Origin of the sequence: Pseudomonas sp. AAC (assembly GCF_000725445.1) — a bacterium.
GTDB classification, from domain to species: Bacteria; Pseudomonadota; Gammaproteobacteria; order Pseudomonadales; family Pseudomonadaceae; genus Pseudomonas; species Pseudomonas citronellolis.
In genome coordinates, this window is record NZ_KL647095.1 from 470,889 (window position 1) to 497,352 (window position 26,464).

22 protein-coding genes are annotated in these 26,464 nt (G+C 68.2%); 16 read left to right on the forward strand and 6 right to left on the reverse strand.

What is annotated here, in order from left to right:
- Positions 1 to 21 precede the first annotated feature (21 nt).
- From FG99_RS07635 to FG99_RS07650, 4 genes are all read right to left on the reverse strand, one after another.
- Complete coding sequence (locus FG99_RS07635) at positions 22 to 1,830, reverse strand: hypothetical protein (protein ID WP_043268568.1); 1,809 nt, start codon at positions 1,828 to 1,830, stop codon at positions 22 to 24.
- A gap of 184 nt (positions 1,831 to 2,014) precedes the next feature.
- Positions 2,015 to 2,884: an archaetidylserine decarboxylase gene (gene asd, locus FG99_RS07640; protein ID WP_043268570.1), complete on the reverse strand. Its 870-nt coding sequence runs from the start codon at positions 2,882 to 2,884 to the stop codon at positions 2,015 to 2,017.
- Positions 2,885 to 2,887: 3 nt separating this feature from the next.
- Positions 2,888 to 3,703 carry a thiosulfate sulfurtransferase gene (gene rhdA, locus FG99_RS07645; protein ID WP_043268572.1) on the reverse strand — a complete coding sequence of 272 codons (816 nt, stop codon included), beginning with the start codon at positions 3,701 to 3,703 and terminating at the stop codon, positions 2,888 to 2,890.
- Positions 3,704 to 3,830: 127 nt separating this feature from the next.
- The gene (locus FG99_RS07650) at positions 3,831 to 5,381 is read right to left on the reverse strand and encodes an HDOD domain-containing protein (RefSeq protein ID WP_043268574.1); all 1,551 of its coding nucleotides are present in this window, start codon (positions 5,379 to 5,381) and stop codon (positions 3,831 to 3,833) included.
- Positions 5,382 to 5,503: 122 nt separating this feature from the next.
- On the opposite strand from FG99_RS07650, the gene motA reads away from it, so the two are divergent.
- On the forward strand, positions 5,504 to 6,355 hold the full coding sequence (gene motA / locus FG99_RS07655) for a flagellar motor stator protein MotA (protein WP_043268576.1): 852 nt from the start codon (positions 5,504 to 5,506) through the stop codon (positions 6,353 to 6,355).
- Between the two features lie 270 nt (positions 6,356 to 6,625).
- On the forward strand, positions 6,626 to 7,687 hold the full coding sequence (motB, locus tag FG99_RS07660) for a flagellar motor protein MotB (protein WP_043268578.1): 1,062 nt from the start codon (positions 6,626 to 6,628) through the stop codon (positions 7,685 to 7,687).
- A 753-nt stretch (positions 7,688 to 8,440) separates the two neighbouring features.
- Here motB and rsgA read toward each other — a convergent pair.
- The gene (gene rsgA / locus FG99_RS07670; protein WP_043268582.1) at positions 8,441 to 9,472 is read right to left on the reverse strand and encodes a small ribosomal subunit biogenesis GTPase RsgA; all 1,032 of its coding nucleotides are present in this window, start codon (positions 9,470 to 9,472) and stop codon (positions 8,441 to 8,443) included.
- A gap of 89 nt (positions 9,473 to 9,561) precedes the next feature.
- On the opposite strand from rsgA, the gene orn reads away from it, so the two are divergent.
- Positions 9,562 to 10,104: an oligoribonuclease gene (orn, locus tag FG99_RS07675; RefSeq protein ID WP_043268584.1), complete on the forward strand. Its 543-nt coding sequence runs from the start codon at positions 9,562 to 9,564 to the stop codon at positions 10,102 to 10,104.
- Positions 10,105 to 10,396: 292 nt separating this feature from the next.
- Here orn and queG read toward each other — a convergent pair whose 3' ends face one another.
- Complete coding sequence (gene queG, locus FG99_RS07680; protein WP_043268586.1) at positions 10,397 to 11,464, reverse strand: tRNA epoxyqueuosine(34) reductase QueG; 1,068 nt, start codon at positions 11,462 to 11,464, stop codon at positions 10,397 to 10,399.
- A gap of 82 nt (positions 11,465 to 11,546) precedes the next feature.
- Here queG and FG99_RS07685 point away from each other — a divergent pair, with 82 nt between their 5' ends.
- The 13 genes from FG99_RS07685 to FG99_RS07745 all read left to right on the forward strand — a co-directional run bounded on the left by FG99_RS07685 (position 11,547) and on the right by FG99_RS07745 (position 26,047).
- On the forward strand, positions 11,547 to 13,049 hold the full coding sequence (locus tag FG99_RS07685) for a bifunctional ADP-dependent NAD(P)H-hydrate dehydratase/NAD(P)H-hydrate epimerase (protein WP_043268588.1): 1,503 nt from the start codon (positions 11,547 to 11,549) through the stop codon (positions 13,047 to 13,049).
- Positions 13,037 to 13,504 carry a tRNA (adenosine(37)-N6)-threonylcarbamoyltransferase complex ATPase subunit type 1 TsaE gene (tsaE, locus tag FG99_RS07690; RefSeq protein ID WP_043268590.1) on the forward strand — a complete coding sequence of 156 codons (468 nt, stop codon included), beginning with the start codon at positions 13,037 to 13,039 and terminating at the stop codon, positions 13,502 to 13,504. The genes FG99_RS07685 and tsaE overlap by 13 nt, the downstream gene beginning before the upstream one ends.
- Before the next feature lie 8 nt (positions 13,505 to 13,512).
- On the forward strand, positions 13,513 to 14,949 hold the full coding sequence (gene amiB / locus FG99_RS07695) for an N-acetylmuramoyl-L-alanine amidase AmiB (protein ID WP_043268592.1): 1,437 nt from the start codon (positions 13,513 to 13,515) through the stop codon (positions 14,947 to 14,949).
- Complete coding sequence (mutL, locus tag FG99_RS07700) at positions 14,946 to 16,847, forward strand: DNA mismatch repair endonuclease MutL (RefSeq protein WP_043268594.1); 1,902 nt, start codon at positions 14,946 to 14,948, stop codon at positions 16,845 to 16,847. Before amiB ends, mutL begins: the two co-directional genes overlap by 4 nt.
- 92 nt (positions 16,848 to 16,939) lie before the next feature.
- Entirely contained in the window at positions 16,940 to 17,905 is a 966-nt protein-coding gene (gene miaA, locus FG99_RS07705; protein ID WP_009613482.1) for a tRNA (adenosine(37)-N6)-dimethylallyltransferase MiaA, read from the forward strand.
- A 100-nt stretch (positions 17,906 to 18,005) separates the two neighbouring features.
- On the forward strand, positions 18,006 to 18,254 hold the full coding sequence (gene hfq, locus FG99_RS07710) for an RNA chaperone Hfq (protein WP_003095657.1): 249 nt from the start codon (positions 18,006 to 18,008) through the stop codon (positions 18,252 to 18,254).
- Between the two features lie 12 nt (positions 18,255 to 18,266).
- A complete protein-coding gene (gene hflX / locus FG99_RS07715; RefSeq protein ID WP_043268596.1) occupies positions 18,267 to 19,568 on the forward strand; it encodes a ribosome rescue GTPase HflX in 1,302 nt (433 codons plus the stop codon).
- A 94-nt stretch (positions 19,569 to 19,662) separates the two neighbouring features.
- The gene (gene hflK, locus FG99_RS07720; RefSeq protein ID WP_009613468.1) at positions 19,663 to 20,832 is read left to right on the forward strand and encodes an FtsH protease activity modulator HflK; all 1,170 of its coding nucleotides are present in this window, start codon (positions 19,663 to 19,665) and stop codon (positions 20,830 to 20,832) included.
- Entirely contained in the window at positions 20,832 to 21,701 is an 870-nt protein-coding gene (hflC, locus tag FG99_RS07725) for a protease modulator HflC (protein ID WP_009613467.1), read from the forward strand. The genes hflK and hflC overlap by 1 nt, the downstream gene beginning before the upstream one ends.
- A 107-nt stretch (positions 21,702 to 21,808) precedes the next feature.
- On the forward strand, positions 21,809 to 21,994 hold the full coding sequence (locus tag FG99_RS07730; protein ID WP_009613466.1) for a DUF2065 domain-containing protein: 186 nt from the start codon (positions 21,809 to 21,811) through the stop codon (positions 21,992 to 21,994).
- Positions 21,995 to 22,029: 35 nt separating this feature from the next.
- Positions 22,030 to 23,208 carry an ATP phosphoribosyltransferase regulatory subunit gene (locus tag FG99_RS07735; protein ID WP_043268598.1) on the forward strand — a complete coding sequence of 393 codons (1,179 nt, stop codon included), beginning with the start codon at positions 22,030 to 22,032 and terminating at the stop codon, positions 23,206 to 23,208.
- A gap of 74 nt (positions 23,209 to 23,282) precedes the next feature.
- Positions 23,283 to 24,578 (forward strand): adenylosuccinate synthase, encoded by a 1,296-nt coding sequence (locus FG99_RS07740; RefSeq protein WP_009613464.1) that lies wholly within the window; start codon positions 23,283 to 23,285, stop codon positions 24,576 to 24,578.
- A 383-nt stretch (positions 24,579 to 24,961) separates the two neighbouring features.
- Positions 24,962 to 26,047 carry an IS110 family RNA-guided transposase gene (locus FG99_RS07745; RefSeq protein ID WP_081884568.1) on the forward strand — a complete coding sequence of 362 codons (1,086 nt, stop codon included), beginning with the start codon at positions 24,962 to 24,964 and terminating at the stop codon, positions 26,045 to 26,047.
- The last annotated feature ends 417 nt before the right edge of the window (positions 26,048 to 26,464 follow it).

Below are 26,464 nucleotides of genomic sequence, written 5' to 3' on the forward strand. Positions count from 1 at the left end.
ACGAATGGAGTGCGGCCGAATCTACAGCGACTTCCAGAGTGAGTCAAAGTCTTCCTCCCCGTGCCCCGTGTGGCCGTTCGCTCCTGTGACGGGCTTATCGTCGGCGCCCTTCGGACGTTCCTGGGTACTGTACTCGAACTGGCTGAAACTGCCGGTGGCGGTGAGCTTGCGTGTCAGGGTGGCGCGGCGTTCCTCGCCATGCAGGTTGATCTGCACGCGGCTGCCTTCCTGGAACGGCAGCCGCGGCGAGATCAGCGTCGCCGGCCGCGAGATGGCGGCGATTTCCGGTAGCAGCAGGGCGCGCAGGTAGTGGCTGCTCTGCTCCGACTTGCGCAGCAGTTGCAGGCCGCAGGGCTGGGCGATGGGGGCGATCAGCTCGATGCCCATCTGCGTGCCGCCGCCGCGGACCTGGCGGATCCAGCGCACCACTGCGATGCTCCAGCCCTGGCCGGGAACGTCCTGGATGCCGAGCAGTTCGCCGGCCTGCAACTGGCTGGGGATTTCCTTCGGCCAGGTCAGGCAGTAGCCGCCGGGGCTGTGGTTGACGATGGGCAGGGCGAAGACCGGGTACTCGTCGCAGGTCGCCGATTCGGCGGCGTCGGCCGAGCCCTGTTCCGCCGGCCGCAGCGGCTGGTATTCGATTTCCTCCAGCGGCATGCCCGGTTGCCAGTCGGTGACCTTCTGCGCGTCGAAGGCATTGGCCCAGGCGTCGTTCACTTCCGCCTGGAAGGTCGCCTGCACCGGTTCGGGCAGCTTGAGCAGGTCGGCGAACGGGCGCCGGCCGGACAGGTAGTAGTGCAGCGCGCTCATGCCGATGCAGAGGGTCAGCTGGCCCTGGCCGGAGGTGCGCTGGAAGCTGCGCTCGGCGATGTCGCCCCAGGCGCTGGCCAGGTGCTGCAGCAGGTCGACGCTGATGCGCTCGCCCCCCTTGAGCGGCAGCTTGTCGCGTTGCTCGGCGGGGGCGTTCATGTACTCCTTGATCGCCGCCACCAGGCGCTGCGGGTCCATGCCCAGGCCGTTGTGCAGGTCGCCGGCCTTGTATAGCGAGCGGTAGCGCGGCGGGCCGTCCACCTGCGGGGCGACCACGAACAGGCTGGACGGCAGGTCGGCTTCCTGCAGGCGCACCAATGAACCCCAGGCCTCCAGGGCATCGGCCAATTGGGCGATGCCGGCCTGGCGCATCTGGTTGCAGCGGGCGCAGCCCAGCAGCAGGGCCACCAGGTAGGCCTGCTCCACGGTCAGGGTGTTGCCGTGCTTGGCCAGGTCGTCGCGGACCGCCAGGGCCTGCACGCCCTTGCTGCGCGCCAGTTGGTAGAGCTGGTGCAGCTCCAGCCACAGGCTTTCCGGCACCGGGCAGTAGAGCTGCTGGGCGCGGATCAGCGGGCCGCACAGGCTGCGGATCGCCCGTTGCAGGGCGAGGGTGAGGATTTGCGCGCGTTCGCGGGTGAAGCGCGGCGCCTCGCGCACCACCACCAGCTTGTAGCCGACGGCCAGGTGGTTCTGCAGGGCCTGGCAGAGGTTGGCGACCTTGCGCGGGCGCTCGTCGAGAACGATGGAGTGGTTGAGGAAGTGGCGTTCGAGGTTGTGGCAGACCGACTGGACTTCCGGGCGGAACAGCTCCAGCAACTGCAGGCGGGCCTCCACCGGGAGCTTCAGCTGGTTCAGCTCGATCAGGCCCTGGTAGAGCTGGCGCGCGGTCTCGCCGAGGTTGGCCTTGGGCAGGTGGTCCAGCCAGTATTTGATGTCGCGCGCAGTGACGTTGCAGAAGCTCAGGCTTTCCTGCGTCGGGGTGGGAACGCGCAGCAATTGCTGGGGACTCGTATTGTCCATGGTCGGATGAGGTGCTCCACGATCTGGGCCGTTCGCTGGACCGTTGTGCCGGTCTTGGGCGCCGGTTTTTTCCAAACTCTAGCAGTATCCACCTGAGAAGACAGCCCGTTCCCTGGTTGGGGAGCGGGCCTGCCGTTGGCTTTCGGGTAACAGGCCGGATACAGGCTGCCCGGCCTGCGCCGGCTCACGCCTGGCTGGCGTTGCCCAGCAGCTGGCCCATGCGCACCGGGCTGCCGGCGGCCAGTTGTTCGGCCCAGGCGACCTGCTCGGGGCCGAACAGCACGATGGCGGTGGAGCCCAGCTTGAAGCGCCCCAGTTCCGCGCCTTTTTCCAGGTGGATGGGCTGGCGGGCCGCTTCGTCGTAGGCGAAGGCCTTCAGCTCGCGCTTCGGCGGCGTGACCAGGCCGGCCCACACGGTTTCCACCGAGGCGACGATCATCGCGCCCACCAGCACCACGGCCATGGGCCCGCGTTCGGTGTCGAACAGGCAGACCACCCGTTCGTTGCGGGCGAAGAGTTCCGGCACCTGCTCGGCGGTGAGCTGGTTCACCGAGAACAGCCGGCCGGGCACGTAGACCATCTCGCGCAGGGTGCCGGCCAGCGGCATGTGCACGCGGTGGTAGTCCTTCGGCGAGAGGTAGACGGTGGCGAAGCTGCCGCCCATGAAGGGCGCGGCGCGCTCGGCGTCGCCGCCCAGCAGCGCGGTCAGGCTGAAGCTGTGGCCCTTGGCCTGGAAGATGCGCCCGTGCTCGATCGAGCCGAGCTGGCTGATGGCACCGTCGGCCGGGCAGAGCACGCCGCCGGGCGTCTCGTCCAGCGGCCGCGCGCCGTCCTTCAGGGCGCGGGTGAAGAAGGCGTTGAAGTGCTCGTAGGCCTGCAGGTCTTCCACCAGCGCCTCGCGCATGTCGACCTGGTAGCGGCGGGCGAACCAGCCGATCAGGCGGTTCTTGAACCAGGCGGCGCGGCATTCGGCCGCGCAGCCGATCAGGCGCGACAGCAGGTGATGCGGCAGCAGGTACTGGCCGAGGATGAACAGACGATCTTTGAACGACATTCCTTAAACCTCTACGGGGGTGTCGGGGTGGTTGCCCCATTCCGACCAGGAGCCGGCGTAGCCCTTGACCCGCGGGTAGCCGAGGGCCTTGGCCACCAGGTAGGTGAAGCCGGAACGGTGGTGGGTCTGGCAGTGGGTGATCACTTCCTTGTCCGGGGTGATGCCCAGGTCGCGAAGGATTTGCGCCATGTCGGTGCGGATGCGCAGGGCGCGGGCCGCGTCCATGCCGGCGGTCCACTCGAAGTTGACCGCGCCGGGGATGTGTCCGGCCTTGGCCGCCAGCACCTTCTGGCCGCTGTATTCGCTGGGGTTGCGCGCGTCCCAGACGGCCAGGTCGGCGGCGCCCAGGCGGCTCTGCAGGTATTCGCAGGTGGCGGTGGGTTCGTCGTGCAGCGTCAGCGGCAGCGGGCCGCCGGCCGGCGCCGGAACCGCCTGGCTCAGCTCGCGGCCCTCGGCCAGCCAGGCGTGCAGGCCGCCGTCCAGGTAGTGGTAACGCTGGTGGCCGATGACGTCCAGCAGCCAGATGAAGCGCCCGGCCCAGCCGCCGCCTTCGTCGTCGTAGACCACGTACACGGCGTCCGGGTTGTGCCCCAGTTCGCCGAACAGCGCTTCCAGGTCGGCCTTGGCCGGCAGCAGGCCGGGCGCTGGCGGCTGGCCCCACTGGGTGCGCGCGGGGGCGACGAAGCGGGCGCCGGGCAGGTGGCCCTCGGCGTAGCGCGCCGGGCTGGTCAGGTCGACCAGGATCAGCTCGGGAGCGTCTAGGCGGGCGGCCAGCTCGGCCGGTTCTATCACCAGGGGCAGGTCGGAAAAGGCGGACATGTCGGCATCTCCCTCAGGGCGGGTGCGGGGGACGGGATGGCGTGAGCTGGCGCCCTGGGCTACCCGCGAAACCCCGCAGTTTAACGAAAAAGCGCGGGGCGCTGGCGGGCAATCGCTTCAGGGCGTGTCACTGGGCCGCAGGTGCGCCGAATTGCTGCAGGGCGCGCTCGATGCACTGGCAGGTCTTGTCGAAGGCCTGGCCCTGGACCTCGCCGATGGGGTGGCCGTTGCGGTCGGCGACCACCAGCATCACCACGCGCGGGCCGCGGGCCAGGGAGCGCAGCAGCAGGTGGTTGCCGGGCAACGCCGCCTTCAGGCGGCCGGGCAGCAGCGCGGAGTACTCGGCCATGTTGGCCGGGGTGAGGTGCAGGCGCGCCGGGCGTTCCAGCAGGCGGCGCAGCAACTGGCTGCCGGCCACCGGCAGTTGCAGGTTCTGCTCCGCGGGGGCCAGGCCGAAGCTGCGGCGGGCCTGCAGCAGGTTTTGCTGGCGGTCGGCGAACAGCAGCACGGCGCGGGCCAGGCCGCAGGCGTGCAGGGCTTCGCTGGCGCATTCCAGCAGCGGCACCAGGTTGCCGAACGGGCTGGGCGTGCGCAGCAGCTCGGCGCACAGCCGGCGCCATTGCTCGGGGTTGCCGGCGGCAGGGGCGGGCGCGTTCGTCGCCGTGGGCTCGGACGTGGGCGCGTGGCGCGGCAGCCAGCGTTGGCTGTCCCAGGGCCAGAGCAGCGCCTGGGCCGGATGCCAGTAGCGGGCGTCGGCGTCCTTGCGGGCGCTTTCCACGGCCAGGGCGTGGACCTGTTGCTGCAGCGCCTCCAGCGGTTCCTGCAGATAGAGCGCGGTGAGCCGCTGCCAGCGCAGCATGTGCGGCCCGCCCCAGGACTGATGCGCGGCCATCGCCAGGCTGTTGGCCAGGAGGATGGTGTTGGCCGGGCGCGTCAGCCAGCGCGCCAGCTCGGGGTCGGCGTCCAGGCGCTGCTGCTGGGCCAGCGGCTCGCTTTCGGCATGGGCCAGGTGCAGGGCGCGGACCAGCAGTTCGTGGTCCTCGCCGAGCAGGCGCAGGCCTTGGCCGATCCACTCCGGCAGGCGCCAGCGCTCGGCCAGGGCCGCGCACAGCGGCAGCAGGCGCATGCCCAGCAGCTCCTGCTCCACCTCGGCGCTGGCGCGGCCTTCGCCGAGCACCTGCTGTTGCCATTCTTCGAGCAGGTCCGGGCGCGCCGTGGCCAGGGCCCAGACCGGCGCCAGGATGAACAGGCTGCCCCAGTGGATTTCCTGCCACAGGCGCGCCAGGCGACTGGCGAACAGGCCGCTGGCCTGCTGCATGGCGTGGCGGCTGATCAGCAGCATCTGCCCCAGGGCCGGCGGCATCTGCGCGGCGGGCACGCTGGGCAGGCCTTCCAGCAGGGCCGCGGCGCGCGCCAGGCCGAGGCGGCTGAGGGCCACTTCCAGGCTTTCCGCCGGGTTGTCCCGGGCCATGCGCGCGCGGTTGGCCTCGCGCAGGATGGCCAGGGCCAGGGTCGGGCTGTCCTGCAGCAGGTCGACGATGTCGCGCAGGGACCGGCGGTTGTCCGCCAGGGCGCGGCGCACGCGTTCGTGCTGTTCGGCGGGTACCGGCAGCGGCAACTCCTCCAGCAACTGGAGCCAGGAGGCGAGGCGCTGCGGGTCGGGTGTCTGGATGGGCATGCTGGGGCCGCCGAACTGGTTTTTACAATTTGCAGCCTATAGTCTTGCGCGGTTTCTCCGATAACAAGAGGGTGGCGCATATTGGCGCTCCCGTCCCGTCCACCGTTCCAGTCGACTCTTCAATGGCAAAAATCATCGGCATCATTGTCCTGCTGGGCAGCGTCCTCGGCGGCTACCTGCTCTCCGGCGGCAAGATCATGGCCATCGTGCAGCCCTTCGAAGTGCTGATCATCGGTGGTGCCGCGCTGGGCGCCTTCCTCCAGGCGAACCCCGGCAGCACCTTCATGACGGTGCTGAAGAAGGCGCCGAAGATGTTCAGCAACCGCTTCACCCACGTCTTCTACCTGGAAGTGCTGGGGATGCTCTACGAAATCCTCAACAAGAGCCGCCGCGAAGGCATGATGGCCATCGAGGCCGATCTCGAGGAACCCGCTTCCAGCCCCATCTTCAGCAAGTACCCGGCGGTGCTGAAGGACGAGCGCATGACCGCCTACATCTGCGACTACCTGCGCATCATGTCCTCCGGCAACATGGCCCCCCACGAGCTGGAAGGCCTGTTCGACATGGAACTGGGCAGCCTCAAGGAAGACTTCGAGCACCCGTCCCACGCCGTGACCCGCGTCGCCGACGCGCTGCCCGGCTTCGGTATCGTCGCCGCGGTGCTCGGCATCGTGATCACCATGGCCCTGCTCGGCCAGGGCAGCCAGGCGGAGATCGGCCACCACGTCGCCGCGGCGCTGGTCGGCACCTTCCTCGGTATCCTCGCCGCCTACGGCTTCGTCGGCCCGCTGTCCAACGCCCTGGAGCACGACGCCAAGGAAGAGCTGAACCTCTACGAGGCGATCAAGGCCTGCCTGGTGGCCTCGGCCTCGGGCATGCCGCCGTCGCTGGCGGTGGAGTTCGGTCGCAAGGTGCTGCTGCCGGCGCACCGTCCGAGCTTCAGTGAGCTCGAGCAGGCGGTACGCGGGAGGTAGTGTCTGATGGCGTTTCGACACGGCCGCGACGGAGCCGCATTTTGCGCAGGGCAAGGCGCGAGGAGAGAGATTTGGTGATTCCAAATGAACGACGAGTAACGCGGCACTGCGCAAAATGCGGCCCGTCCCTTCGGGTTGTGCGGCAAATCACGCCATGCGTCGTTGCGGGACTTGCCAAGGGGGCGACCATTGCCTGCGTCCCGCGCCTAGCCTGGCGTGATTTGACGCGGCAACGCGGCTCGCGTCGAAACACCATCAGACACTAATCGCATGGACAACAACCAGCCGATCATCGTCAAGCGCGTCAAGCGCTACGCCGCCGGCCACCACGGCGGCTCCTGGAAGATCGCCTTCGCCGACTTCGCCACGGCGATGATGGCGTTCTTCCTGGTGCTGTGGCTGCTGTCCTCGGCCACCCCCGAGCAGAAGAAGGCGATTTCCGGCTACTTCCAGGACCCCATCGGCTTCACCGAGAGCGCCAGCCCCTACGTGATCGACCTCGGCGGCACGCCGACGCCGGCCCCGGACAAGACCCTCAACCCGCAGATCCAGGCGCAGCCGGAGGCGGACGAGACGCGCATCAGCCCGGAGTCGGAGAAGGAGGTCAACCCCGCCGAAGCCGAGCGCCAGGCCGAGCAGATCGAGCACGAGCGCCTGGAACTGCTGCTCCAGGAACTGCAGAACAAGGTCGACGAGAACCCCACGCTGCGCCGCTTCAAGGAGCAGATCCTGTTCGAGATCACCCGCGACGGCCTGCGCATCCAGATCGTCGACGCCGAGAACCGGCCGATGTTCGACCTGGGCAGCGCGCGCCTGCAGCCGTACTTCGAGGACATCCTGCTGGCCATGGCCGAGACCATCAAGCAGGTGCCGAACAAGATCAGCATCAGCGGCCACACCGACGCCAAGCCCTACGCCGGCGACGAGTTCGGCAACTGGGAGCTGTCGGCCAACCGCGCCAACGCCGCGCGCCGCGCCCTGGTGGCCGGCGGCTATCCGGAAGGGCAGATCGCCCGGGTGGTGGGCTACGCCTCGTCGCAGCTGTTCGACCGCAAGAACCCGCTGAACCCGGTGAACCGGCGCATCGACATCATCGTCCTGACCAAGCGCGCGCAACGCGCCATTGAGGGCCAGGACGGCACCGCCGAGGAGCCGGCGGCCAGCCAGCCGGCCACTTCTCCTGCCGGGGCGGCAACGCCAGCCGGGGCCGCGCCGACGCCGCCCCAGGGCGCCGCGCCCGCGTCCCAGTCGCTGCCCGCCGAACAGGTGCGCGAGAAGCTCAACCTGTTCGATGACGGCAAGCTGAAGCTGGACGAGCTGAAGAAGCAGTGAAGGCGTAATGCTGTTCACTTAAGAAAGGATACCTGGGGGAAACGGTATTTTTTATTTGGGGTTATGGCTTGGCTCGCGAGGCTTGCCTTACTCCGGCCTTAACCTCGTCATTGCCGCGAACAATACTTGCGCTGGCCCGAAGGGGAATAACCCAGTTGCCTTCTTGCTCGGTGTAACGCGCCGCTCCGAGTCTGCGGACATTTCTCGTTTCGCCCCCTCGGGCGAGTCCCTTTTGTCAATCGCCACAAAAGGAACCAAAAAGGCTTGCCCCGACATACGGGCCCGATGGAGCCGGGCTACCCTCGCGAATTCCCCCGCCACGGAGGCCCGCCCCGAGGGTACGTCCCTGTAGCCCATCGGGGCTCTCGCGACATCCATGTCGCATGACCTCCTGAGCGCCGGTTTCGCTCGGCCTGCTGAAGGGGCGTTTCGGAGTGCGCGGATGTTTCTCTGGAAGTCTCAAGAGCAAAAGCCAGAGCCAATGCGCTTTGGCTTTTCGTAGGAGCGAGCTTGCTCGCGAACCCGGGGTTCGCGTTCTCGGGAATGACGAGAGGAGGCAGGCGTTCCGGGATGACTCCGAACTCCCCGCACGCTCCGAACAGCCCCCTCTCCCTTTGGGAGAGGGGGCTGGGGTGAGGGAGCGAAGCCAGGCTGGCACACCTTCGCTGAACTACCACATATCGCTTAAGTGAACAGCATTACAGTGAAGGCGGGCCTGTCGCTCCGACAAGGCTGTCGGAGTGCGGGTGTCGATCAGTAATCCGTTTCCGGCAGGCTGGCGAGAATGTGCCGATAACTGGCCATGCGCTGTGGGCTGATGCGGCCTTCCTCCAGAGCCTTGAGCAGCGCGCAGCCGGGCTCGCGGTCGTGCTTGCAGTCGCGGAAGCGGCAGTGCCCGAGCAGGTCGCGGAACTCGATGAAGCCGGCCTCGACGTCGTCGCGGGTGACGTGCCCCAGGCCGAACTCGCGGATGCCGGGGGAGTCGATCAGGTCGCCGCCGGCAGGGAAGTGGAACAGTCGCGCCGTGGTGGTGGTGTGGGTGCCCTTGCCGGTGATCTCCGAGAGGTCGCCGACGCGGGTGTCCACCCCCGGCAGCAGGGCGTTGACCAGTGACGACTTGCCCACCCCGGACTGGCCGACGAACACGCTGACGTGATCGTTCAGCGCCGCGCGCAGGGCGTCCATGGCCAGGCCGTTGAAGGCCGAGACCTCCAGCAGCGGGTAGCCCAGGTCGCGGTAGGTGCCCAGCAGGGCATCGATCTGCCCGGCGTTCTGCTCGTCGATCAGGTCGGCCTTGTTCAGCAGCAGCAGCGGCTGGATGCCGGCGTGCTCGGCGGCGATCAGGTAGCGGTCGATCAGGTTGGCGTGGGGTTCCGGGCGCGGGGCGAAGACGATGACGATGCGGTCGACGTTGGCCGCCACCGGCTTGAGCAGGCCGCGCATGTCCGGGCGGCACAGCTCGGAGGTGCGCGGCAGCTGCGCGACTATCACGCCGATGCCCTGGTTGCCCGGGCGCCAGACCACGCGGTCGCCGGTCACCAGTGGCGGCAGGTTGGCGCGCAGGTGGCAGCGCAGCACCTCGCCGGCGTGCTCGCCCTCCAGCGCCTCGACTTCCACCTGGACGCCGAAGTGGGCGATCACCAGGCCGTTCTGCTCCGGCCCCAGGTCGCCGCCTTCCAGCTCTTCCAGGGCCCGCGACTCGCGTTTGGCGGCGCGCGCGGCGCGCTCTTCCTGGATCTTTTCGATGCGCCAGCTCTGCCGGCGGGTGAGATGACGCTTGGCCATAGGGAACCCGAGTGAAAAATCGCCGGCGAGTTTAGCATGCCCCGGCGTGCTTCCCGCTAAACTAGGGGGCTTGAGCCGAGGAGCGCAGCATGCAGAACCCACAGAACCTGATCTGGATCGACCTGGAGATGACCGGCCTGGACCCGGACCGGGACGTGATCATCGAAATGGCCACCATCGTCACCGACAGCGAGCTGAACATTCTCGCGGAAGGCCCGGTGATCGCCGTACACCAGAGCGAGGAGACCCTCGCCGGCATGGATGAGTGGAACACCCGCCAGCACGGCCAGTCGGGCCTGACCCAGCGCGTGCGCGAAAGCACCATCGACGCCGCCCAGGCCGAGGCCATGACCCTGGCCTTCCTGGAAAAGTGGGTGCCCAAGCGCGCCTCGCCGATCTGCGGCAACAGCATCTGCCAGGACCGCCGCTTCCTCTATAGGTACATGCCGAAGCTGGAGGCCTACTTCCACTACCGCAACCTGGATGTCTCCACCCTCAAGGAACTGGCGGCGCGCTGGGCTCCGCAGGTGCGGGATGGCTTCAAGAAGGGCAATACCCACCTGGCGCTGGACGACATCCGCGAATCCATCGCCGAGCTGCGCTATTACCGCGAGACCTTCATCAAGGTCTGAGTCGCTGGTTTTTCGTAGGAGCGAGCTTGCTCGCGAACGGGGTTTCCAGGTGGCTGAGGTGTGTCGGTTTGGCTCCGCTCCCTCTCCCTAACCCTCGGCTGCGCGCCCCGCCCTGAAGGGAGAGGGGACCGTTGGGCAGGGTTGGATGTTTTGCAGTCAGCCGGATATTCCGCTGTGGTGTCCGGCTGAAACCTTGCTTTCAGCCGGCACGGACTAGCTCCCTCTCCCTTCAGGGAGAGGGCTGGGGAGAGGGGCTCTTCAGGACGCGCTCCCAACCCGGCCAGCAGAACCCCTACCGTCCCACCCCATGCCGCCGCAGCGCCCACTCGACATGCTCGCGCACCAGCTCCGACGGAAACTCCCGCCGCGCCTTCAGCGCCTCTATCACCGGAATGCTCGACGGCGCATTCCCCAGCCCCACCGCCAGGTTGCGCAGCCACCTTTCATAGCCCGCACGGCGTAGCGGCGAGCCCTCGGTGCGGCTGAGGAACTCTTCCTCGCTCCACAGGAACAGCTCGGCCAGCTCGGCATTGTCCAGCCCGTGGCGCGGCTGGAAGTCGCCCTGCTCGCTGGTCCGGGCGAAGCGGTTCCAGGGGCAGACGATCTGGCAGTCGTCGCAGCCGAACACCCGGTTGCCCATGGGCGCGCGCAGTTCCTCGGGGATCGGGCCCTTCAGCTCGATGGTCAGGTAGGAGATGCAGCGCCGCGCGTCCAGCACGTAGGGGCCGACGAAGGCGTTGGTCGGGCAGATGTCCAGGCAGGCGCTGCAGCGCCCGCAGTGCTCGCTGCCGTGGGGTTCGTCCAGGGGCAGCGGCAGGTCGGTGAAGAGTTCGCCGAGGAAGAAGTAGCTGCCGGCCTTGCGGTTGAGCAGCAGGGTGTTCTTGCCGATCCAGCCGAGCCCGGCCTGCTCGCCGATGGCCTTCTCCAGCACCGGCGCGCTGTCGACGAAGGCGCGGTAGCCGAACGGGCCGACCTCCTGCTGGATGCGCTCGGCCAACTGCTGCAGGCGCTTGCGCACCAGCTTGTGGTAGTCGCGGCCCAGGGCGTAGCGCGATACGTAGGCCTTCTCCGGCTCGGCCAGGCGCTGGGCCATGCGCGTGTCGCCGGGCAGGTAGTCCATGCGCAGCGAGACCACCCGCAGGGTGCCGGGCACCAGCTCGTCCGGGCGCCAGCGCTTGCTGCCGTGGGCGCCCATGTAGTCCATCTCGCCGTGGTAGCCGGCGGCCAGCCAGCGTTGCAGGTGCTCGCCGTGGCTGGCCAGGTCCAGGCCGCCGATGCCGACCTGCTGGAAGCCCAGCTCGCGGCCCCAGGCCTTGATGCGCTCGGCGATGGCGCTGTAATCGGATGTGGAATCGTGCATGCGGGGGCGGGAAAGCGGGACCGGGGTAGGTATAATTCTGCCAGACCGCGCCGACCGGCGCCCGATTCCCCGCGGAAACCCGATGAATTCGCACCCTCACGACAGTCTGCCGACCGCGCTGTACAGCGCCCGGCAGGTGCGCGACCTCGACGCGCGCCTGATCGCCGCCGGCACTCCCGGCTTCGAACTCATGCAGCGCGCCGCCCACGCCGCCTGGCGCGCCCTGCGCCGGCGCTGGCCGGACGCCGGGCGCCTGACGGTGCTGGCCGGGCACGGCAACAACGCCGGCGACGGCTACCTGGTCGCCGCCCTGGCCCGGCGCGCCGGCTGGAACGTGCGCGTGCTGGCGGTGGGCGACACCGCGCGGCTGGCCGGCGACGCCGCATCCGCCCACGCCGAGGCCCTGGCCGCCGGCGTGACCCTCCTGCCCTGGCACGAACACGCCGAACTGCATGGCGTGCTGGTGGATGCGCTGCTCGGCACCGGCCTCGGTGGCGCGGTACGCGACCCGTACGCGGCGGCCATCGCGCGCATCAACGCCAGCGGCCTGCCGGTCCTGGCCCTCGACATCCCCTCCGGCCTCAGCGCCGACACCGGCCAGGTGCTGGGCTGCGCGGTGCGCGCCGACCTGACGGTGACCTTCATCGGCCTCAAGTTCGGCCTGTTCACCGGCGAAGGCCCGGACCAGTGCGGCGAGCTGGTCTTCGACGACCTGGCCGCCGACCCCGCGCAACTGCCCGAGGAGGCCCAGGCCACGCGCCTGGCGCCCAGCAGCCTGGCGCAGCTGGCGCCGCGGCCGAAGGCGGCGCACAAGGGCCTGTTCGGCCACCTGCTGCTGATCGGCGGCGACCACGGCATGGGCGGCGCCACCCTGCTGGCCGGCGAAGCGGCCCTGCGCAGCGGCGCCGGGCTGGTCTCGGTCGCCACCCGCGCCGCCCACGTGCCGGCGGCGCTGGCGCGCTGCCCGGAGCTGATGGCCCGCGGCGTGTCCTCGTCCGCCGAGGTGCTGCGCGCCGCCGAGCGCGCCAGCGTGCTGGTGGTCGGCCCCGGCATCGGCCGCAACGCCTGGGGCCGCTGCCTGACCAGCGCCGCGGCGAGCCTGGGCCTGCCCCAGGTGTGGGACGCCGATGCGCTCAACCTGCTGGCCGAGGGCCAGGTGCAGCGCCCGTCGGGCAGCCTGGTGATCACCCCGCATCCCGCCGAGGCGGCGCGCCTGCTGGGCCGCTCCACCGCCGAGGTGCAGGCCGACCGGGCCGCCGCCGCGCGCGAACTGGCCAGCCGCTACCAGGCGGTGGCCGTGCTCAAGGGCGTCGGCAGCCTGGTCGCTGCGCCGGACGGCCGCCTGGCGCTGTGCTCCCATGGTCATCCGGCCATGGCCACCGCCGGCCTGGGGGACGTGCTGTCCGGGATAGTCGGTGCGTTGCTGGCGCAGAAACTGGAACCCTTCGATGCCGCCTGCCTGGCCGTCTGGCTGCACGCCCGCGCCGGCGAAATGCTCGGCGCGCAGGGGCGGGGGCTCGCGGCCAGCGACCTGATCCCTGCCGTTCGTCAGTTGCTCGAGGAGTTCGCCCCATGCCTGAACTGAAGCTGTTCGCCGACGGCGAGGAAGCCATGTACGCGCTGGGCGCGAGGATCGCCCGGGCCACCGGCGGGCGCGGGGTGATCTACCTGCACGGCGACCTCGGCGCCGGCAAGACCACGCTCTCGCGCGGCATTCTGCGCGGCCTGGGCCATGCCGGGGCGGTGAAGAGCCCGACCTTCACCCTGGTCGAGCCCTACGAGCTGGGCGAGGTGCGCGCCTTCCATTTCGATCTGTACCGCCTGGCCGACCCCGAGGAACTGGAATATCTGGGCATCCGCGATTACTTCGAAGGCGACGCCCTGTGCCTGATCGAGTGGGCCGAAAGGGGCGCGGGCATTTTGCCAAAGGCCGACCTGGACATTACCATTACCCCGCAAGCGGGCGGCCGCATGCTGCGCCTGGAACCGCACGGAGTGCGGGGCGAAGCCTGGTGCGCCGTCCTGGCTACGGGAGCATGAGAAAAAACATGGGTTGGGGGTTGCGCCTTCGGGCGCTGTTGGCCGGGTTGTTCATCCTGCTGGCGCTGGGCGCCGGCGAGGTTCTTGCCGCCGCGCAAATCACGCAGATCAAGAGCGTGCGCCTGTGGCGCGCACCGGACAACACGCGCCTGGTGTTCGACCTGTCCGGCCCGGTGCAGCACAGCCTGTTCACCCTCAGCGCGCCGAACCGCATCGTCATCGACCTCAATGGCGCGCAACTGAGCACCGCGCTGAACCAGCTCAAGCTGAAGAACACCCCGATCACCTCGGTGCGCTCGGCGCAGCGTTCGCCCACCGACCTGCGCCTGGTGCTGGACCTCTCGGCCCAGGTGACGCCCAAGAGTTTCGTCCTGCCGCCCAACCAGCAGTACGGCAACCGCCTGGTGGTGGACCTCTACGACCAGGGCGCGGACATCACCCCCGACGTGCCCGCCACGCCCACGCCTAACCAGCCGGCCACCCCGGTGACGCCGACGCAGCCGGTGGCCAAGGTGCCGGTGCCGGCCGGCGGCAAGCGCGACATCATCATCGCCATCGACGCCGGCCACGGCGGCGAGGACCCGGGCGCCTCCGGCCCGAACGGCCTGCACGAGAAGAACATCACCCTGTCGATCGCCCGCGAGTTGCAGCGGCAGATCAACCAGATGAAGGGCTTCCGCGCCGAGCTGACGCGTACCGGCGACTACTTCATCCCGCTGCGCGGGCGCACCGCCATCGCGCGCAAGAAGGGCGCCGACCTGTTCGTCTCCATCCACGCCGACGCCGCGCCCAGCCGCAGTGCCTTCGGCGCCTCGGTGTTCGCCCTCTCCGACCGCGGCGCCACCTCCGAGACCGCGCGCTGGCTGGCCGACAGCGAAAACCGTTCCGACCTGATCGGCGGCGACGGCAGCGTCAGCCTCGACGACAAGGACCACATGCTCGCCGGCGTGCTGCTCGACCTGTCGATGACCGCCACCATGTCCTCCAGCCTGGACGTCGGGCACAAGGTGCTGACCAACGTCGGCCGCGTCACCTCGCTGCACAAGAACCGCGTCGAGCAGGCCGGCTTCATGGTGCTGAAGTCGCCGGACATCCCGTCGATCCTGGTGGAGACCGGCTTCATCTCCAACCCCGGCGAGTCGCGGAAGCTCAACAGCGCCTCGCACCAGCAGGCCCTGGCCCGCTCCATCGCCGCCGGCGTGCGCCAGTACTTCGTGCAGACGCCGCCGCCGGGCACCTACATCGCCTCGCTGCGCGACGGCGGGCAGATTTCCAGCGGGCCGCGCCAGCATGTGGTGCGCGCCGGCGAGAGCCTGTCGATGATCGCCGCGCGCTACGACGTGAGCATGGCTACCCTGCGCAGCACCAACAACCTGAAGACCGATAGCGTGCGCATCGGCCAGGTGCTGAACATCCCCGCGACCTCCCTGGCGGCGCAGCAATGAATGATTCACGCCGCATCCAGCTGCTCAGCCCGCGGCTGGCCAACCAGATCGCCGCCGGCGAGGTGGTCGAGCGCCCGGCCTCGGTGATCAAGGAACTGCTGGAGAACTGCCTGGACGCCGGCGCCCGGCGCATCGACGTCGAGGTGGAACAGGGCGGCATCAAGCTGCTGCGGGTGCGCGACGACGGCGGCGGCATCCCCGCCGACGACCTGCCGTTGGCCCTGGCGCGCCACGCCACCAGCAAGATCCGCGAGCTGGAAGACCTGGAGAGCGTGATGAGCCTGGGCTTCCGCGGCGAGGCCCTGGCCTCGATCAGCTCGGTGTCGCGGCTGACCATGACCTCGCGCACCGCCGACGCCGAGCAGGCCTGGCAGGTGGAGACCGAGGGCCGCGACATGCAGCCGCGGGTACAGCCGGCGGCGCATCCGGTGGGCACTAGCGTCGAGGTCCGCGACCTGTTCTTCAACACCCCGGCGCGGCGCAAGTTCCTGCGCGCCGAGAAGACCGAGTTCGACCACCTGCAGGAAGTCATCAAGCGCCTGGCCCTGGCCCGCTTCGACGTGGCCTTCCACCTGCGTCACAACGGCAAGACCATCTTCAGCCTGCACGAGGCCGCGGACGAGACCGCCCGCGCGCGCCGCGTCGGCGCCGTGTGCGGCCCGGCCTTCCTCGAGCAGGCGCTGCCCATCGAGATCGAGCGCAACGGCCTGCACCTGTGGGGCTGGGTCGGCCTGCCGACCTTCTCGCGCAGCCAGCCGGACCTGCAGTACTTCTACGTCAACGGCCGCATGGTGCGCGACAAGCTGGTCGCCCACGCGGTGCGCCAGGCCTACCGCGACGTGCTCTACAACGGCCGCCACCCGACCTTCGTGCTGTTCCTGGAGGTCGACCCGGCGACGGTGGACGTCAACGTACACCCGACCAAGCACGAAGTGCGCTTCCGCGACAGCCGCATGGTCCACGACTTCCTCTACGGCACCCTGCACCGGGCGCTCGCCGAGGTACGCCCGGACGACCAGTTGGCGCCGCCGGGGGCCACCTCCCTGACCGTGCCGCGCCCCACCGGGCAGGCCGCCGGGGAATTCGGCCCGCAGGGCGAGATGAGCCTGTCCGACAAGGTCCTCGAGGCCCCGGCCGCAGCGCGTACCTGGAGCGGCTCGGGCGGTTCCTCCGGTTCCGGCGGCGGCTATTCCTACCAGCCGCCGCGCCAGGACATGCCGCCCGCCGCCGAGGCCCAGGGCGCCTACCGCACCTATTTCGCGCCGCTGCCGGAGCAGTCCACGCCCCAGCCACTCCCCGAGAGCGCCCAGGATGTCCCGCCGCTGGGCTACGCCCTGGCCCAGCTCAAGGGCATCTATATCCTCGCCGAGAACGCCCACGGCCTGGTGCTGGTGGACATGCATGCGGCCCATGAGCGCATCACCTACGAGCGCCTGAAGGTCGCCATGGACAGCGAAGGCCTGCGCGGCCAGCCGCTGCTGGTGCCTGAATCCCTCGCGGTGAGCGAGCGCGAGGCCGACTGCGCCGAGGAGCACGGCGGCTGGTTCAGCCGGCTCGGCTTCGAACTGCAGCGCCTGGGCCCGGAAAGCCTGGCGATCCGCCAGATTCCCGCGCTGCTCAAGCAGGCCGAGGCGACCCAGCTGGTGCGCGACGTGCTCGCCGACCTGCTGGAATACGGCACCAGCGACCGCATCCAGGCGCACCTCAACGAACTGCTCGGGACCATGGCCTGCCACGGCGCGGTGCGCGCCAACCGGCGCCTGACGCTGCCGGAGATGAACGCCCTGCTGCGCGACATGGAAATCACCGAGCGCAGCGGCCAGTGCAACCACGGCCGGCCCACCTGGACGCAGCTGGGCCTGGACGAGCTGGACAAACTCTTCCTGCGCGGGCGCTGAAATAAAGCCAGCGTTAAGCCAAGTGCAGTAAACTGCGCGCCAATCGATTCAGCGCGCGGTTTGCGCGCGCCCGTTCTGCCGAAGAGTTGCCGATGTCCTCCCTGCCTCCCGCCATCTTCCTCATGGGCCCGACCGCCGCCGGCAAGACCGACCTGGCGCTGGAGCTGGCGCGGCTGCTGCCCATCGAGCTGGTCAGCGTCGACTCGGCGCTGGTCTACCGCGGCATGGACATCGGCACGGCCAAGCCCTCGAAGGACATCCTGGCCGAATTCCCGCACCGCCTGATCGACATCCGCGATCCGGCCGAAAGCTATTCGGCGGCGGAATTCCGCGCCGACGCCCTGGCGGCCATGGCCGAGATCACCGCGGCGGGGCGCATCCCCCTGCTGGTCGGCGGCACCATGTTGTATTTCAAGGCATTGCTGGAAGGTATGGCGGACATGCCCAGCGCCGATCCGGCGGTGCGCGCCGAGCTGGAAGCCTGGGCCGCGGCCGAGGGCTGGGCGGCGCTGCATGCCGAATTGCAGCGGGTCGACCCTGAGTCGGCGGCGCGCATCCACCCCAACGATCCGCAACGCCTGGTCAGGGCGCTGGAAGTGCAACGCGTCAGCGGCTTGTCGATGAGCGACCACCGCCGCCGCCAGGCGGCTGAAAATGCCGGTGCCAGCGCGCCAGGCGCGGCGCAATTACCGTATACTGTGGCGCAACTGGCGATTGCACCTCAGCAGCGCCAGGTACTGCACGCGCGAATCGCGCAACGTTTTCGTCAGATGCTGGAACAGGGCTTCATCGCCGAGGTCGAAGCACTTCGCGCGAGAGACGACTTGCACGCCGCTCTGCCATCCATTCGTGCCGTGGGCTACCGACAGGTATGGGAATACCTCGAGGGCAAACTGTCCTACGCTGAGATGGAGGAGCGCGGCGTGATTGCCACCCGGCAACTAGCCAAGCGCCAGTTCACCTGGCTGCGCAGCTGGGGCCATCTACACTGGTTGGACAGTCTGGCAGGCGACAATCTGCCGCGTGCCTTGAAATATCTTGAGGCGGTCTCCATATAGGTTCGAGACCATAATTCAGCCGTCTATCCTTGGGGTTACCGACGGCAACAAGCCATTCGACTACTACTAAATCTATTGATTCCCTAAAGGAGTGCGGCATATGTCAAAAGGGCATTCGCTACAAGACCCTTACCTGAATACCCTGCGAAAAGAACGCGTACCGGTCTCCATCTACCTGGTGAACGGTATCAAGCTGCAAGGTCAGATCGAATCCTTCGACCAGTTCGTGATTTTGCTGAAGAACACTGTCAGCCAGATGGTCTACAAGCACGCCATTTCCACCGTCGTGCCCAGCCGTCCGGTGCGTCTGCCCAGCGGCGATCAACCGGCCGAGCCGGGCAACGCTTGACGGTAGCCCGCCTTGTTCTTTGAGCGCCCGGGTGGTGGGGAACGGGCCATTCTGGTCCATCTGGAAGGTCAGGACCCCGAGGCGCGCGAAGACCCGCAGGAATTCCAGGAGCTGGCCCGTTCGGCGGGCGCGGAGTCGGTGGCATTCGTCAACGTTTCGCGCCATCAGCCGTCGGCCAAGTTCCTGATCGGCAGTGGCAAGGTCGATGAGCTGCGCGACCTGGTGCAAGTCCAGGACGTCGAGCTGATCATCTTCAACCACACCCTCACGCCCAGCCAGGAACGCAACCTCGAACGCGTCCTCGAATGCCGGGTGCTCGACCGTACCGGTCTGATTCTCGACATCTTCGCCCAGCGCGCCCGCACCCATGAGGGCAAACTGCAGGTGGAGCTGGCGCAGCTCGAACACATGAGCACGCGCCTGGTGCGCGGCTGGACCCACCTGGAAAGGCAGAAGGGCGGTATCGGCCTGCGCGGTCCCGGTGAAACCCAGCTGGAAACCGACCGCCGCCTGCTGCGCGCACGCATCCGCCAGATCAAGCAGCGCCTGGAGAAGGTCCGCAGCCAGCGCGAACAGGCCCGCCGTGGCCGGCGCCGGGCGGAAATCCCCTCGGTTTCCCTGGTCGGCTACACCAACGCCGGCAAGTCCACGCTGTTCAACGCCCTGACCACTTCCGAGGTCTACGCGGCCAACCAGCTGTTCGCCACCCTCGATCCGACCCTGCGCCGGCTCGAGCTGGAGGACGTCGGTCCGGTCGTGCTGGCCGATACCGTGGGTTTCATCCGCCACCTGCCGCACAAGCTGGTCGAGGCCTTCCGCGCTACGCTGGAAGAGTCGAGCAACGCCGACCTGCTGCTGCACGTGATCGATGCCCACGAGCCGGAACGCGACGCGCAGGTGGAGCAGGTGCACGCGGTGCTGTCCGAGATCGGCGCCAACGAGCTGCCGATGCTCGAGGTGTACAACAAGATCGACCTGCTGCCGGACATGGACGCGCGAATCCAGCGCGACGAGACCGGCAAGCCGGTGCGGGTCTGGCTCTCCGCCCGAGACGGGCGCGGGCTGGAACTGCTGGAAAAGGCGGTGGCCGAGCTGCTGGGCGACGACCTGTTCGTCGGCACGCTCTGCCTGCCGCAGCGCCTGGGGCGCCTGCGCGCGCAGTTCTTCGAGCTGGGCGCGGTGCAGTCCGAGGACCACGACGAGCAGGGACGCGCCGTTTTGCAGGTTCGCCTGCCGCGTGTCGAGTTGAACCGCCTGGTCAGCCGCGAGGGATGGCAGCCGGCGGAGTTCATTGCGCAACACACTTTGCAATAAAGCCCGGAACGGTGCTTTTGGCACCGGGCGGGGCATTCGGTAGCATGGGTGGTCGCGCCGCTGGCGCGTTTCGCGTTACTAGATGGAGAGCGCTATGGCTTGGAATGAGCCGGGTGACAACTCGAACAAGAACGATCAGGACCCCTGGGGTGGGCGCCGTGGCGGCGGCCGCCAGGGCCCTCCGGATCTCGATGAGGCCTTCCGCAAGCTGCAGGACAGCCTCAATCGCATCTTCGGCGGCAAGAAACCGCGCGGCGGCAGCCCCGTCGGCGGCAAGGGCGGTGGCCTGGGCCTGTTCGGCATCGGCCTGGCCGTGCTCGCCGTGCTCTGGCTGTACAACGCCATCTACGTGGTGGACGAGCAGGAGCAGGCGGTGATCCTGCGCATGGGCAAGTACTACGACACCGTGGGCCCGGGCCTGAACTTCTACTTCCCGCCGATCGACAGGAAGTTCCAGGAGAACGTCACCCGCGAGCGTGCCTACAGCAAGCAGGGGCAGATGCTCACCGAGGACGAGAACATCGTCGAGGTCCCGCTGACCGTGCAGTACAAGGTCAGCAACCTGAAGGACTTCGTGCTCAACGTCGACCAGCCCGAGGTCAGCCTGCAGCACGCTACCGAGAGCGCCCTGCGCCACGTGGCCGGCTCCACCACCATGGACCAGATCCTCACCGAGGGCCGCGAACAGATGGCCACCGAGGTGCGCGATCGCCTGCAGCGCTTCCTGGACACCTACAAGACCGGTATCACCGTGACCCAGGTGAACATCCAGAGCGCCGCCGCCCCGCGCGAGGTGCAGGAAGCCTTCGACGACGTGATCCGTGCCCGCGAAGACGAGCAGCGCGAGAAGAACCAGGCCGAAGCCTACGCCAACGGCGTGGTGCCCGAAGCCCGCGGCCAGGCCCAGCGCATCATCGAGGAAGCCAACGGCTACCGCGACGAGGTGGTTGCCCGCGCCGAGGGTGAGGCCGACCGTTTCAGCAAGCTGGCCGGCGAATACCGCAAGGCGCCGGAGGTCACCCGCGAGCGCCTGTACCTGGACACCATGCAGGAGGTCCTGTCGCAGAGCAGCAAGGTGCTGGTCACCGGGCAGCAGGGGCAGAACAACCTGATCTACCTGCCGCTGGACAAGATGATCGACGGCCGTGGCTCGGCGACGCCGGGCAGCGGCGCGGCGGGTACGACGAGCAGCACGCCGGACATCGGCTCGCGGGTCGCCAGCGACCTGCAGCAACGTGACCTGCGCACCAGGGAGAGCCGCTGATGAGTAACAAGTCCCTGATCGCCCTGATCGCCGCCGTGGTGGCTGCCGTGGCGCTGTGGAGCAGCATCTACGTGGTGCAGCAGACCGAGCGCGCGGTGCTGCTGCGCTTCGGCCGCGTGGTCGAGTCGGACGTGCAGCCTGGCCTGCACTTCAAGATTCCCTACGTCAACCAGGTGCGCAAGTTCGACGGCCGCCTGCTGACCCTGGACTCGCCGACCCAGCGCTTCCTCACCCTGGAGAAGAAGGCGGTGATGGTCGACGCCTACGCCAAGTGGCGTGTGGCCGACGCCGAGCGCTTCTATACCGCGACCTCGGGCCTCAAGCAGATCGCCGACGAGCGCCTGTCGCGGCGCCTGGAAGCCGGCCTGCGCGACCAGTTCGGCAAGCGCACCCTGCACGAGGTGGTGTCCGGCGAGCGCGACGCATTGATGGGCGACATCACCGCGTCGCTCAACCGCATGGCGCAGAAGGAGTTGGGCATCGAGGTCATCGACGTGCGCGTCAAGGCCATCGACCTGCCGAAGGAAGTCAACCGCAGCGTGTTCGAGCGCATGAGCACCGAGCGCGAGCGCGAGGCCCGCGAGCACCGTGCCAAGGGCCGCGAACTGGCCGAGGGTATCCGCGCCGACGCCGACCGCCAGCGCCGCGTGCTGTTGGCCGAGGCCTATCGGCAGTCCGAGGAAACCCGCGGTGAGGGCGACGCCAAGGCGGCGGCGATCTACGCCAAGGCCTACAACCAGGACCCGGAGTTCTATGCCTTCACCCGCAGCCTCAAGGCCTACCGCGACAGCTTCGCCGACAAGAAGGACGTCCTGGTGCTGAGTCCGGACAACGAGTTCTTCCGTTACCTGGAGAAGTCCAAGCCCTGAGTGGGTTCTCCGGCGGGCGGCAGCGCCCGCCGGAGAAAACGTGTTATCATGGGTCAGCCGGGAAATCCCGGCTTTTTTGCGTCCGCGAGATTTATGTACAGAGAGCCATGTGGCAGGAATTCGGCAAAGCGTTCTGTCTGTTGCTGGTGCTGGAGGGCATCCTCCCTTTCCTGTATCCGCGTGGCTGGCGTGAGGCCGTCAGCGGGCTCGGTCGCCTCGACGACCGGCGCCTGCGGCTCATCGGGCTGGGCAGCATGCTGCTCGGCACCGGCCTTCTTTACTGGATTCACTAGATGAATTGCCGCCCGGCTGAAAGGGGAGAGGCGACATGGCAACGGTAGACCGCTGGCTGCTGCCAGATGGGATCGAAGAAGTGCTGCCACCTGAGGCGGCGCGCGTCGAAGCAGCCCGCCGTCAGGTGCTGGACCTGTTCCAGCGCTGGGGTTACGAGTTCGTCGTCACCCCGCACATCGAATACCTGGAGTCCCTGCTGACCGGTGCCGGCCAGGACCTGGACCTGCGCACCTTCAAGGTCACCGACCCGGCCTCGGGCCGGCTCATGGGCTTCCGCGCGGACATCACGCCGCAAGTGGCGCGCATGGACGCCCACAGCCTGCGCCGCGAGGGCCCTAACCGCCTGTGCTACGCCGGCAGCGTGCTGCATGCCCGCCCGCGCGCCCTGGCCACCTCGCGCAGCCCGATCCAGCTGGGTGCCGAGCTCTACGGCGACGCCAGCCCGGCGAGCGACGTCGAAGTCATCAGCCTGATGCTCGACATGCTGGCCATGGCCGAGGTGCCGGACGTGCACATGGACCTCGGCCACGTCGGCATCTACCGTGGCCTGGCCCGCGCCGCCGGCCTGTCCGGCGAGGCCGAGCAGGCCCTGTTCGACGCCCTGCAGCGCAAGGCGGTGGATGAAGTCGCCGCGCTCACCGACGGCCTGCCGGCCGAGCTCGCCGGCATGCTTCGCGCCCTGGCCGAGCTGTGCGGCAGCCGCGAGGTGCTGGAGCAGGCCGCCGCAGTGCTGGCCGATGCGCCGGCGGTGGTGAAGGCCGCCCTGGCGGATCTGGTCGTCATCGCCGACGCCCTGGCGCAACGCTTCCCGCAGCTGCCGTTGTATTTCGACCTCGGCGAGCTGCGCGGCTACCACTATCACACGGGGGTGGTGTTCGCCGCCTTCGTGCCCGGCGTCGGCGAGTCCATCGCCCAGGGTGGTCGCTACGACCACATCGGCGCCGACTTCGGCCGTGCGCGGCCGGCCACCGGCTTCTCCACCGACCTGAAGACCCTGGTGACCCTGGGCCAGGTGCGGCTGGACGCGCCGGTGCAAGGCATCTGGGCGCCGGCCGAAGGGGCCGGCCTCTGGCAGGCGGTGCAGCAGCTGCGCCGCGACGGGCGGCGCGTGGTTCAGGCGCTGCCCGGGCAGGATGCGGCTTCGGCGCGCGAGGCGGGTTGCGTTGCGCAACTGCAGCTGCGCGAAGGCAATTGGCAGGTGGTGCCCTTCTGACCCGTGATCGACGGGCACCGCGAGTTTCCGCCGGCCGAGGCCGGCACCGAATATCCACGATGGGGACAAGTGTTATGGGTAAGAATGTCGTAGTCCTGGGCACCCAATGGGGTGATGAGGGCAAAGGCAAGATCGTCGACTTGCTCACCGACCAGGCTGCTGCCGTGGTTCGTTACCAGGGCGGCCACAACGCCGGCCACACCCTGGTGATCGACGGCGAGAAGACCGTGCTGCACCTGATTCCGTCGGGCATCCTGCGCGAAGGCGTGCAGTGCCTGATCGGCAACGGCGTGGTGCTGGCGCCCGACGCGCTGATGCGCGAGATCGCCAAGCTGGAGGAGAAGGGCGTACCGGTGCGCGAGCGTCTGCGCATCAGCCCGTCCTGCCCGCTGATCCTGTCCTTCCACGTCGCCCTCGACCAGGCGCGCGAGAAGGCCCGCGGCGACGCCAAGATCGGCACCACCGGCCGCGGCATCGGCCCGGCCTACGAAGACAAGGTCGCCCGTCGCGGCCTGCGCGTGGCCGACCTGTTCCACCGCGAGCGCTTCGCCGCCAAGCTGGGCGAACTGCTGGATTACCACAACTTCGTCCTGCAGAACTACTACAAGGAGCCGGCGGTCGACTTCCAGAAGACCCTCGACGAGTGCATGGGCTACGCCGAGCAGCTCAAGCCGCTGCTGGCCGACGTCACCAGCACCCTGCACGACCTGCGTCGCGCCAGCCAGAACATCATGTTCGAAGGCGCCCAGGGCTCGCTGCTGGACATCGACCATGGCACCTACCCGTTCGTCACCAGCTCCAACACCACTGCCGGCGGCACCGCCACCGGCTCCGGTTTCGGCCCGCTGTTCCTGGACTACATCCTCGGCATCACCAAGGCCTACACCACCCGCGTCGGTTCCGGCCCGTTCCCGACCGAGCTGTTCGACGAAGTGGGCGCCTACCTGGCGAAGAAAGGCCACGAGTTCGGCGCCACCACCGGCCGTGCCCGCCGTTGCGGCTGGTTCGACGCCGTGATCCTGCGCCGCGCCATCGAGATCAACAGCCTGTCCGGCCTGTGCCTGACCAAGCTGGACGTCCTCGACGGCCTGCAGACCGTGCGCATCTGCACCGGCTACAAGAACGCCGCCGGCGAACTGCTGACCGACGCGCCGACCGACGCCGATAGCTACATCGGCCTGCAGCCGGTGTACGAAGACCTGCCGGGCTGGAGCGAATCCACCGTCGGCGCCAAGACCCTGGAAGCCCTGCCGGCCAACGCCCGCGCCTACATCAAGCGCATCGAGGAGCTGGTCGGTGCGCCCATCGACATCATCTCCACCGGCCCGGACCGCAACGAGACCATCGTCCTGCGCCATCCGTTCGGCTGATCCGTCGCGGCGCTAGCTGCTGCGAAGGGTGTGAAAAGCCGCTTCTCCTGATGGGGAAGCGGCTTTTTCGTTTAGGGTCGAGGCTCTTCGTAGGAGCGGGCCCTGCCCGCGATTCGCGCGCAGGGCGCGCTCCTACAGGGGAATGGCGTGGGTGGGGTTGCGTAGGAGCGGATCTTATCCGCGATTCGCGCCGGTATGTCCGGTTATCGCGGACGGAGTCCGCTCCTACGGCCGTGCTTCCCGGGAACCGTTGGCGTTATACCCTCCGGAGGGCCTGAAATTGTAATTGGATGGACTCACCCTCACCGAGGCGTCGAGGCGCCACGGTGGCGGTCTAAGAAGCCACCGACAGTGAGGGTGAATCCATGAAAAAGCATACGACGATGAATAAGCCGGTGTCTGCAACCGATGTATCGGTGTGCACGACAGTCGCCGTGGATCTGGCGAAAAAGGTCTTCCAGGTGGCGGGGGAAGACGCCCAGGGTCAACTGGCATACGAACAGCGAATCAAGTCGCGTGAAGCGTTTCAGGTGTTTCTGCAGAAGCTGCCGGAGGGCGTGACGGTGCTGATGGAGACCGGTCCTGGAGCACAAGCCTGGGCCCGGCTGCTGCAGGCGCAGGGCAACCTGGTGCGTATCCTGCCGGCCCAGCGGGTGGCCGAGCACCGGAGCGGAGCGAAGAATGATCGCAATGATGCCCACGCCATTCTGCGGGCGGGCCGGGATAGCAGTATTGCGTCGGTGCCGGTGAAGAGCGTCGCGGCACTGGCGATGCAGGCCTGGCACCGTGTCCGGCGGGGCTATGTGCGGCGGCGCACCGCCATGGGTAATCAGATCCGCGGGCTGCTGCTGGAGCAGGGTATCGCCCTGGCGCAGGGGGATGTGGGCTTGAAGCAAGGTGTCACCCGGGTGCTGGAAGACGCTAGACAGCCGTTGCCGGCGCTGCTGCGCGAGCTGATCGACGAGATGCTGAACGAATGGAAACGGCTGGGCGAGCGTATCGCCGCGCTGACCGGGCGTCTGGAAGCCTGTGCCGCCGCCGACCCGACAGCCAAACGGCTGATGACGGTACGTGGTATCGGTCCGATCACGGCTACGGCCTTGCTGGCCAAACAGGTCGAGCCGGAACGTTTCGCCAATGCGCGTCAGTTCGCTGCCTACTTCGGCATCGTGCCCGACCAGCACAGCAGCGGGCAGAAGGTGCGGCTGGGCAAGATGACCAAACGTGGCGACGCCTATGTGCGCAGCCTGATGGTCGTAGGCTCGCATGCGGTGTTGAAGCAACTGCGGCCCGATTCCGAACACCCGGATGATCGGCGCCTGCAGCGCTGGCTACAACGTCTGGGGCGCAAGGGCGCGGCAGTGCGACTGGCCAACCGCAACCTGCGTATCGCCTGGGTGCTGCTGTGCAGCGAACAAACCTACCAGCGCAAGCCGAATGCTTGCCGGGAGATGGAAATGAGCCACTGATCAACGAGTTCCCGCCAACGGGGCGCCAAGTCGCTCCAACCCTTGCTGAAGAACATTGACCCCTGGTCAGACCGTCGCGGATCGATGCCTACGCTCCTACCGGCCTTCGAGGCCTCTTTGTAATCGGCATTCCGCGGGCTTACCCAATGTTGGCCAGAAGCCCGACGTGGCTTCCTCGAACAGGCCTAATACATAGATGCAGTCGGGTTTTCATGTTCAAAAGCGGGTTGACGGTGGGGGTGAGTCCATACATAGGAGCGAGCTTGCTCGCGAACCGTGCCAGCCGCACTGCAACTGCCGGGAAATTCCGTTCGCGAGCAAGAACCAGGCGTCCCCCTCGCTCCTACAAAAAGTAATCTCTCCCAATCAGCCGGCCAATGGCCACCCTCAACGGCACGCCCCTTGCTGGCAAATGGC

Excerpts from the sequence above, each read along its gene's own strand:
- FG99_RS07635 (WP_043268568.1), bottom strand. The coding sequence starts at position 1,830 with ATGGACAATACGAGTCCCCAGCAATTGCTGCGCGTTCCCACCCCGACG.
- asd (WP_043268570.1), bottom strand. The coding sequence starts at position 2,884 with ATGTCGTTCAAAGATCGTCTGTTCATCCTCGGCCAGTACCTGCTGCCG.
- rhdA (WP_043268572.1), bottom strand. The coding sequence starts at position 3,703 with ATGTCCGCCTTTTCCGACCTGCCCCTGGTGATAGAACCGGCCGAGCTG.
- FG99_RS07650 (WP_043268574.1), bottom strand. The coding sequence starts at position 5,381 with ATGCCCATCCAGACACCCGACCCGCAGCGCCTCGCCTCCTGGCTCCAG.
- motA (WP_043268576.1), top strand. The coding sequence starts at position 5,504 with ATGGCAAAAATCATCGGCATCATTGTCCTGCTGGGCAGCGTCCTCGGC.
- motB (WP_043268578.1), top strand. The coding sequence starts at position 6,626 with ATGGACAACAACCAGCCGATCATCGTCAAGCGCGTCAAGCGCTACGCC.
- rsgA (WP_043268582.1), bottom strand. The coding sequence starts at position 9,472 with ATGGCCAAGCGTCATCTCACCCGCCGGCAGAGCTGGCGCATCGAAAAG.
- orn (WP_043268584.1), top strand. The coding sequence starts at position 9,562 with ATGCAGAACCCACAGAACCTGATCTGGATCGACCTGGAGATGACCGGC.
- queG (WP_043268586.1), bottom strand. The coding sequence starts at position 11,464 with ATGCACGATTCCACATCCGATTACAGCGCCATCGCCGAGCGCATCAAG.
- FG99_RS07685 (WP_043268588.1), top strand. The coding sequence starts at position 11,547 with ATGAATTCGCACCCTCACGACAGTCTGCCGACCGCGCTGTACAGCGCC.
- tsaE (WP_043268590.1), top strand. The coding sequence starts at position 13,037 with ATGCCTGAACTGAAGCTGTTCGCCGACGGCGAGGAAGCCATGTACGCG.
- amiB (WP_043268592.1), top strand. The coding sequence starts at position 13,513 with ATGGGTTGGGGGTTGCGCCTTCGGGCGCTGTTGGCCGGGTTGTTCATC.
- mutL (WP_043268594.1), top strand. The coding sequence starts at position 14,946 with ATGAATGATTCACGCCGCATCCAGCTGCTCAGCCCGCGGCTGGCCAAC.
- miaA (WP_009613482.1), top strand. The coding sequence starts at position 16,940 with ATGTCCTCCCTGCCTCCCGCCATCTTCCTCATGGGCCCGACCGCCGCC.
- hfq (WP_003095657.1), top strand. The coding sequence starts at position 18,006 with ATGTCAAAAGGGCATTCGCTACAAGACCCTTACCTGAATACCCTGCGA.
- hflK (WP_009613468.1), top strand. The coding sequence starts at position 19,663 with ATGGCTTGGAATGAGCCGGGTGACAACTCGAACAAGAACGATCAGGAC.
- hflC (WP_009613467.1), top strand. The coding sequence starts at position 20,832 with ATGAGTAACAAGTCCCTGATCGCCCTGATCGCCGCCGTGGTGGCTGCC.
- FG99_RS07730 (WP_009613466.1), top strand. The coding sequence starts at position 21,809 with ATGTGGCAGGAATTCGGCAAAGCGTTCTGTCTGTTGCTGGTGCTGGAG.
- FG99_RS07735 (WP_043268598.1), top strand. The coding sequence starts at position 22,030 with ATGGCAACGGTAGACCGCTGGCTGCTGCCAGATGGGATCGAAGAAGTG.
- FG99_RS07740 (WP_009613464.1), top strand. The coding sequence starts at position 23,283 with ATGGGTAAGAATGTCGTAGTCCTGGGCACCCAATGGGGTGATGAGGGC.
- FG99_RS07745 (WP_081884568.1), top strand. The coding sequence starts at position 24,962 with ATGAATAAGCCGGTGTCTGCAACCGATGTATCGGTGTGCACGACAGTC.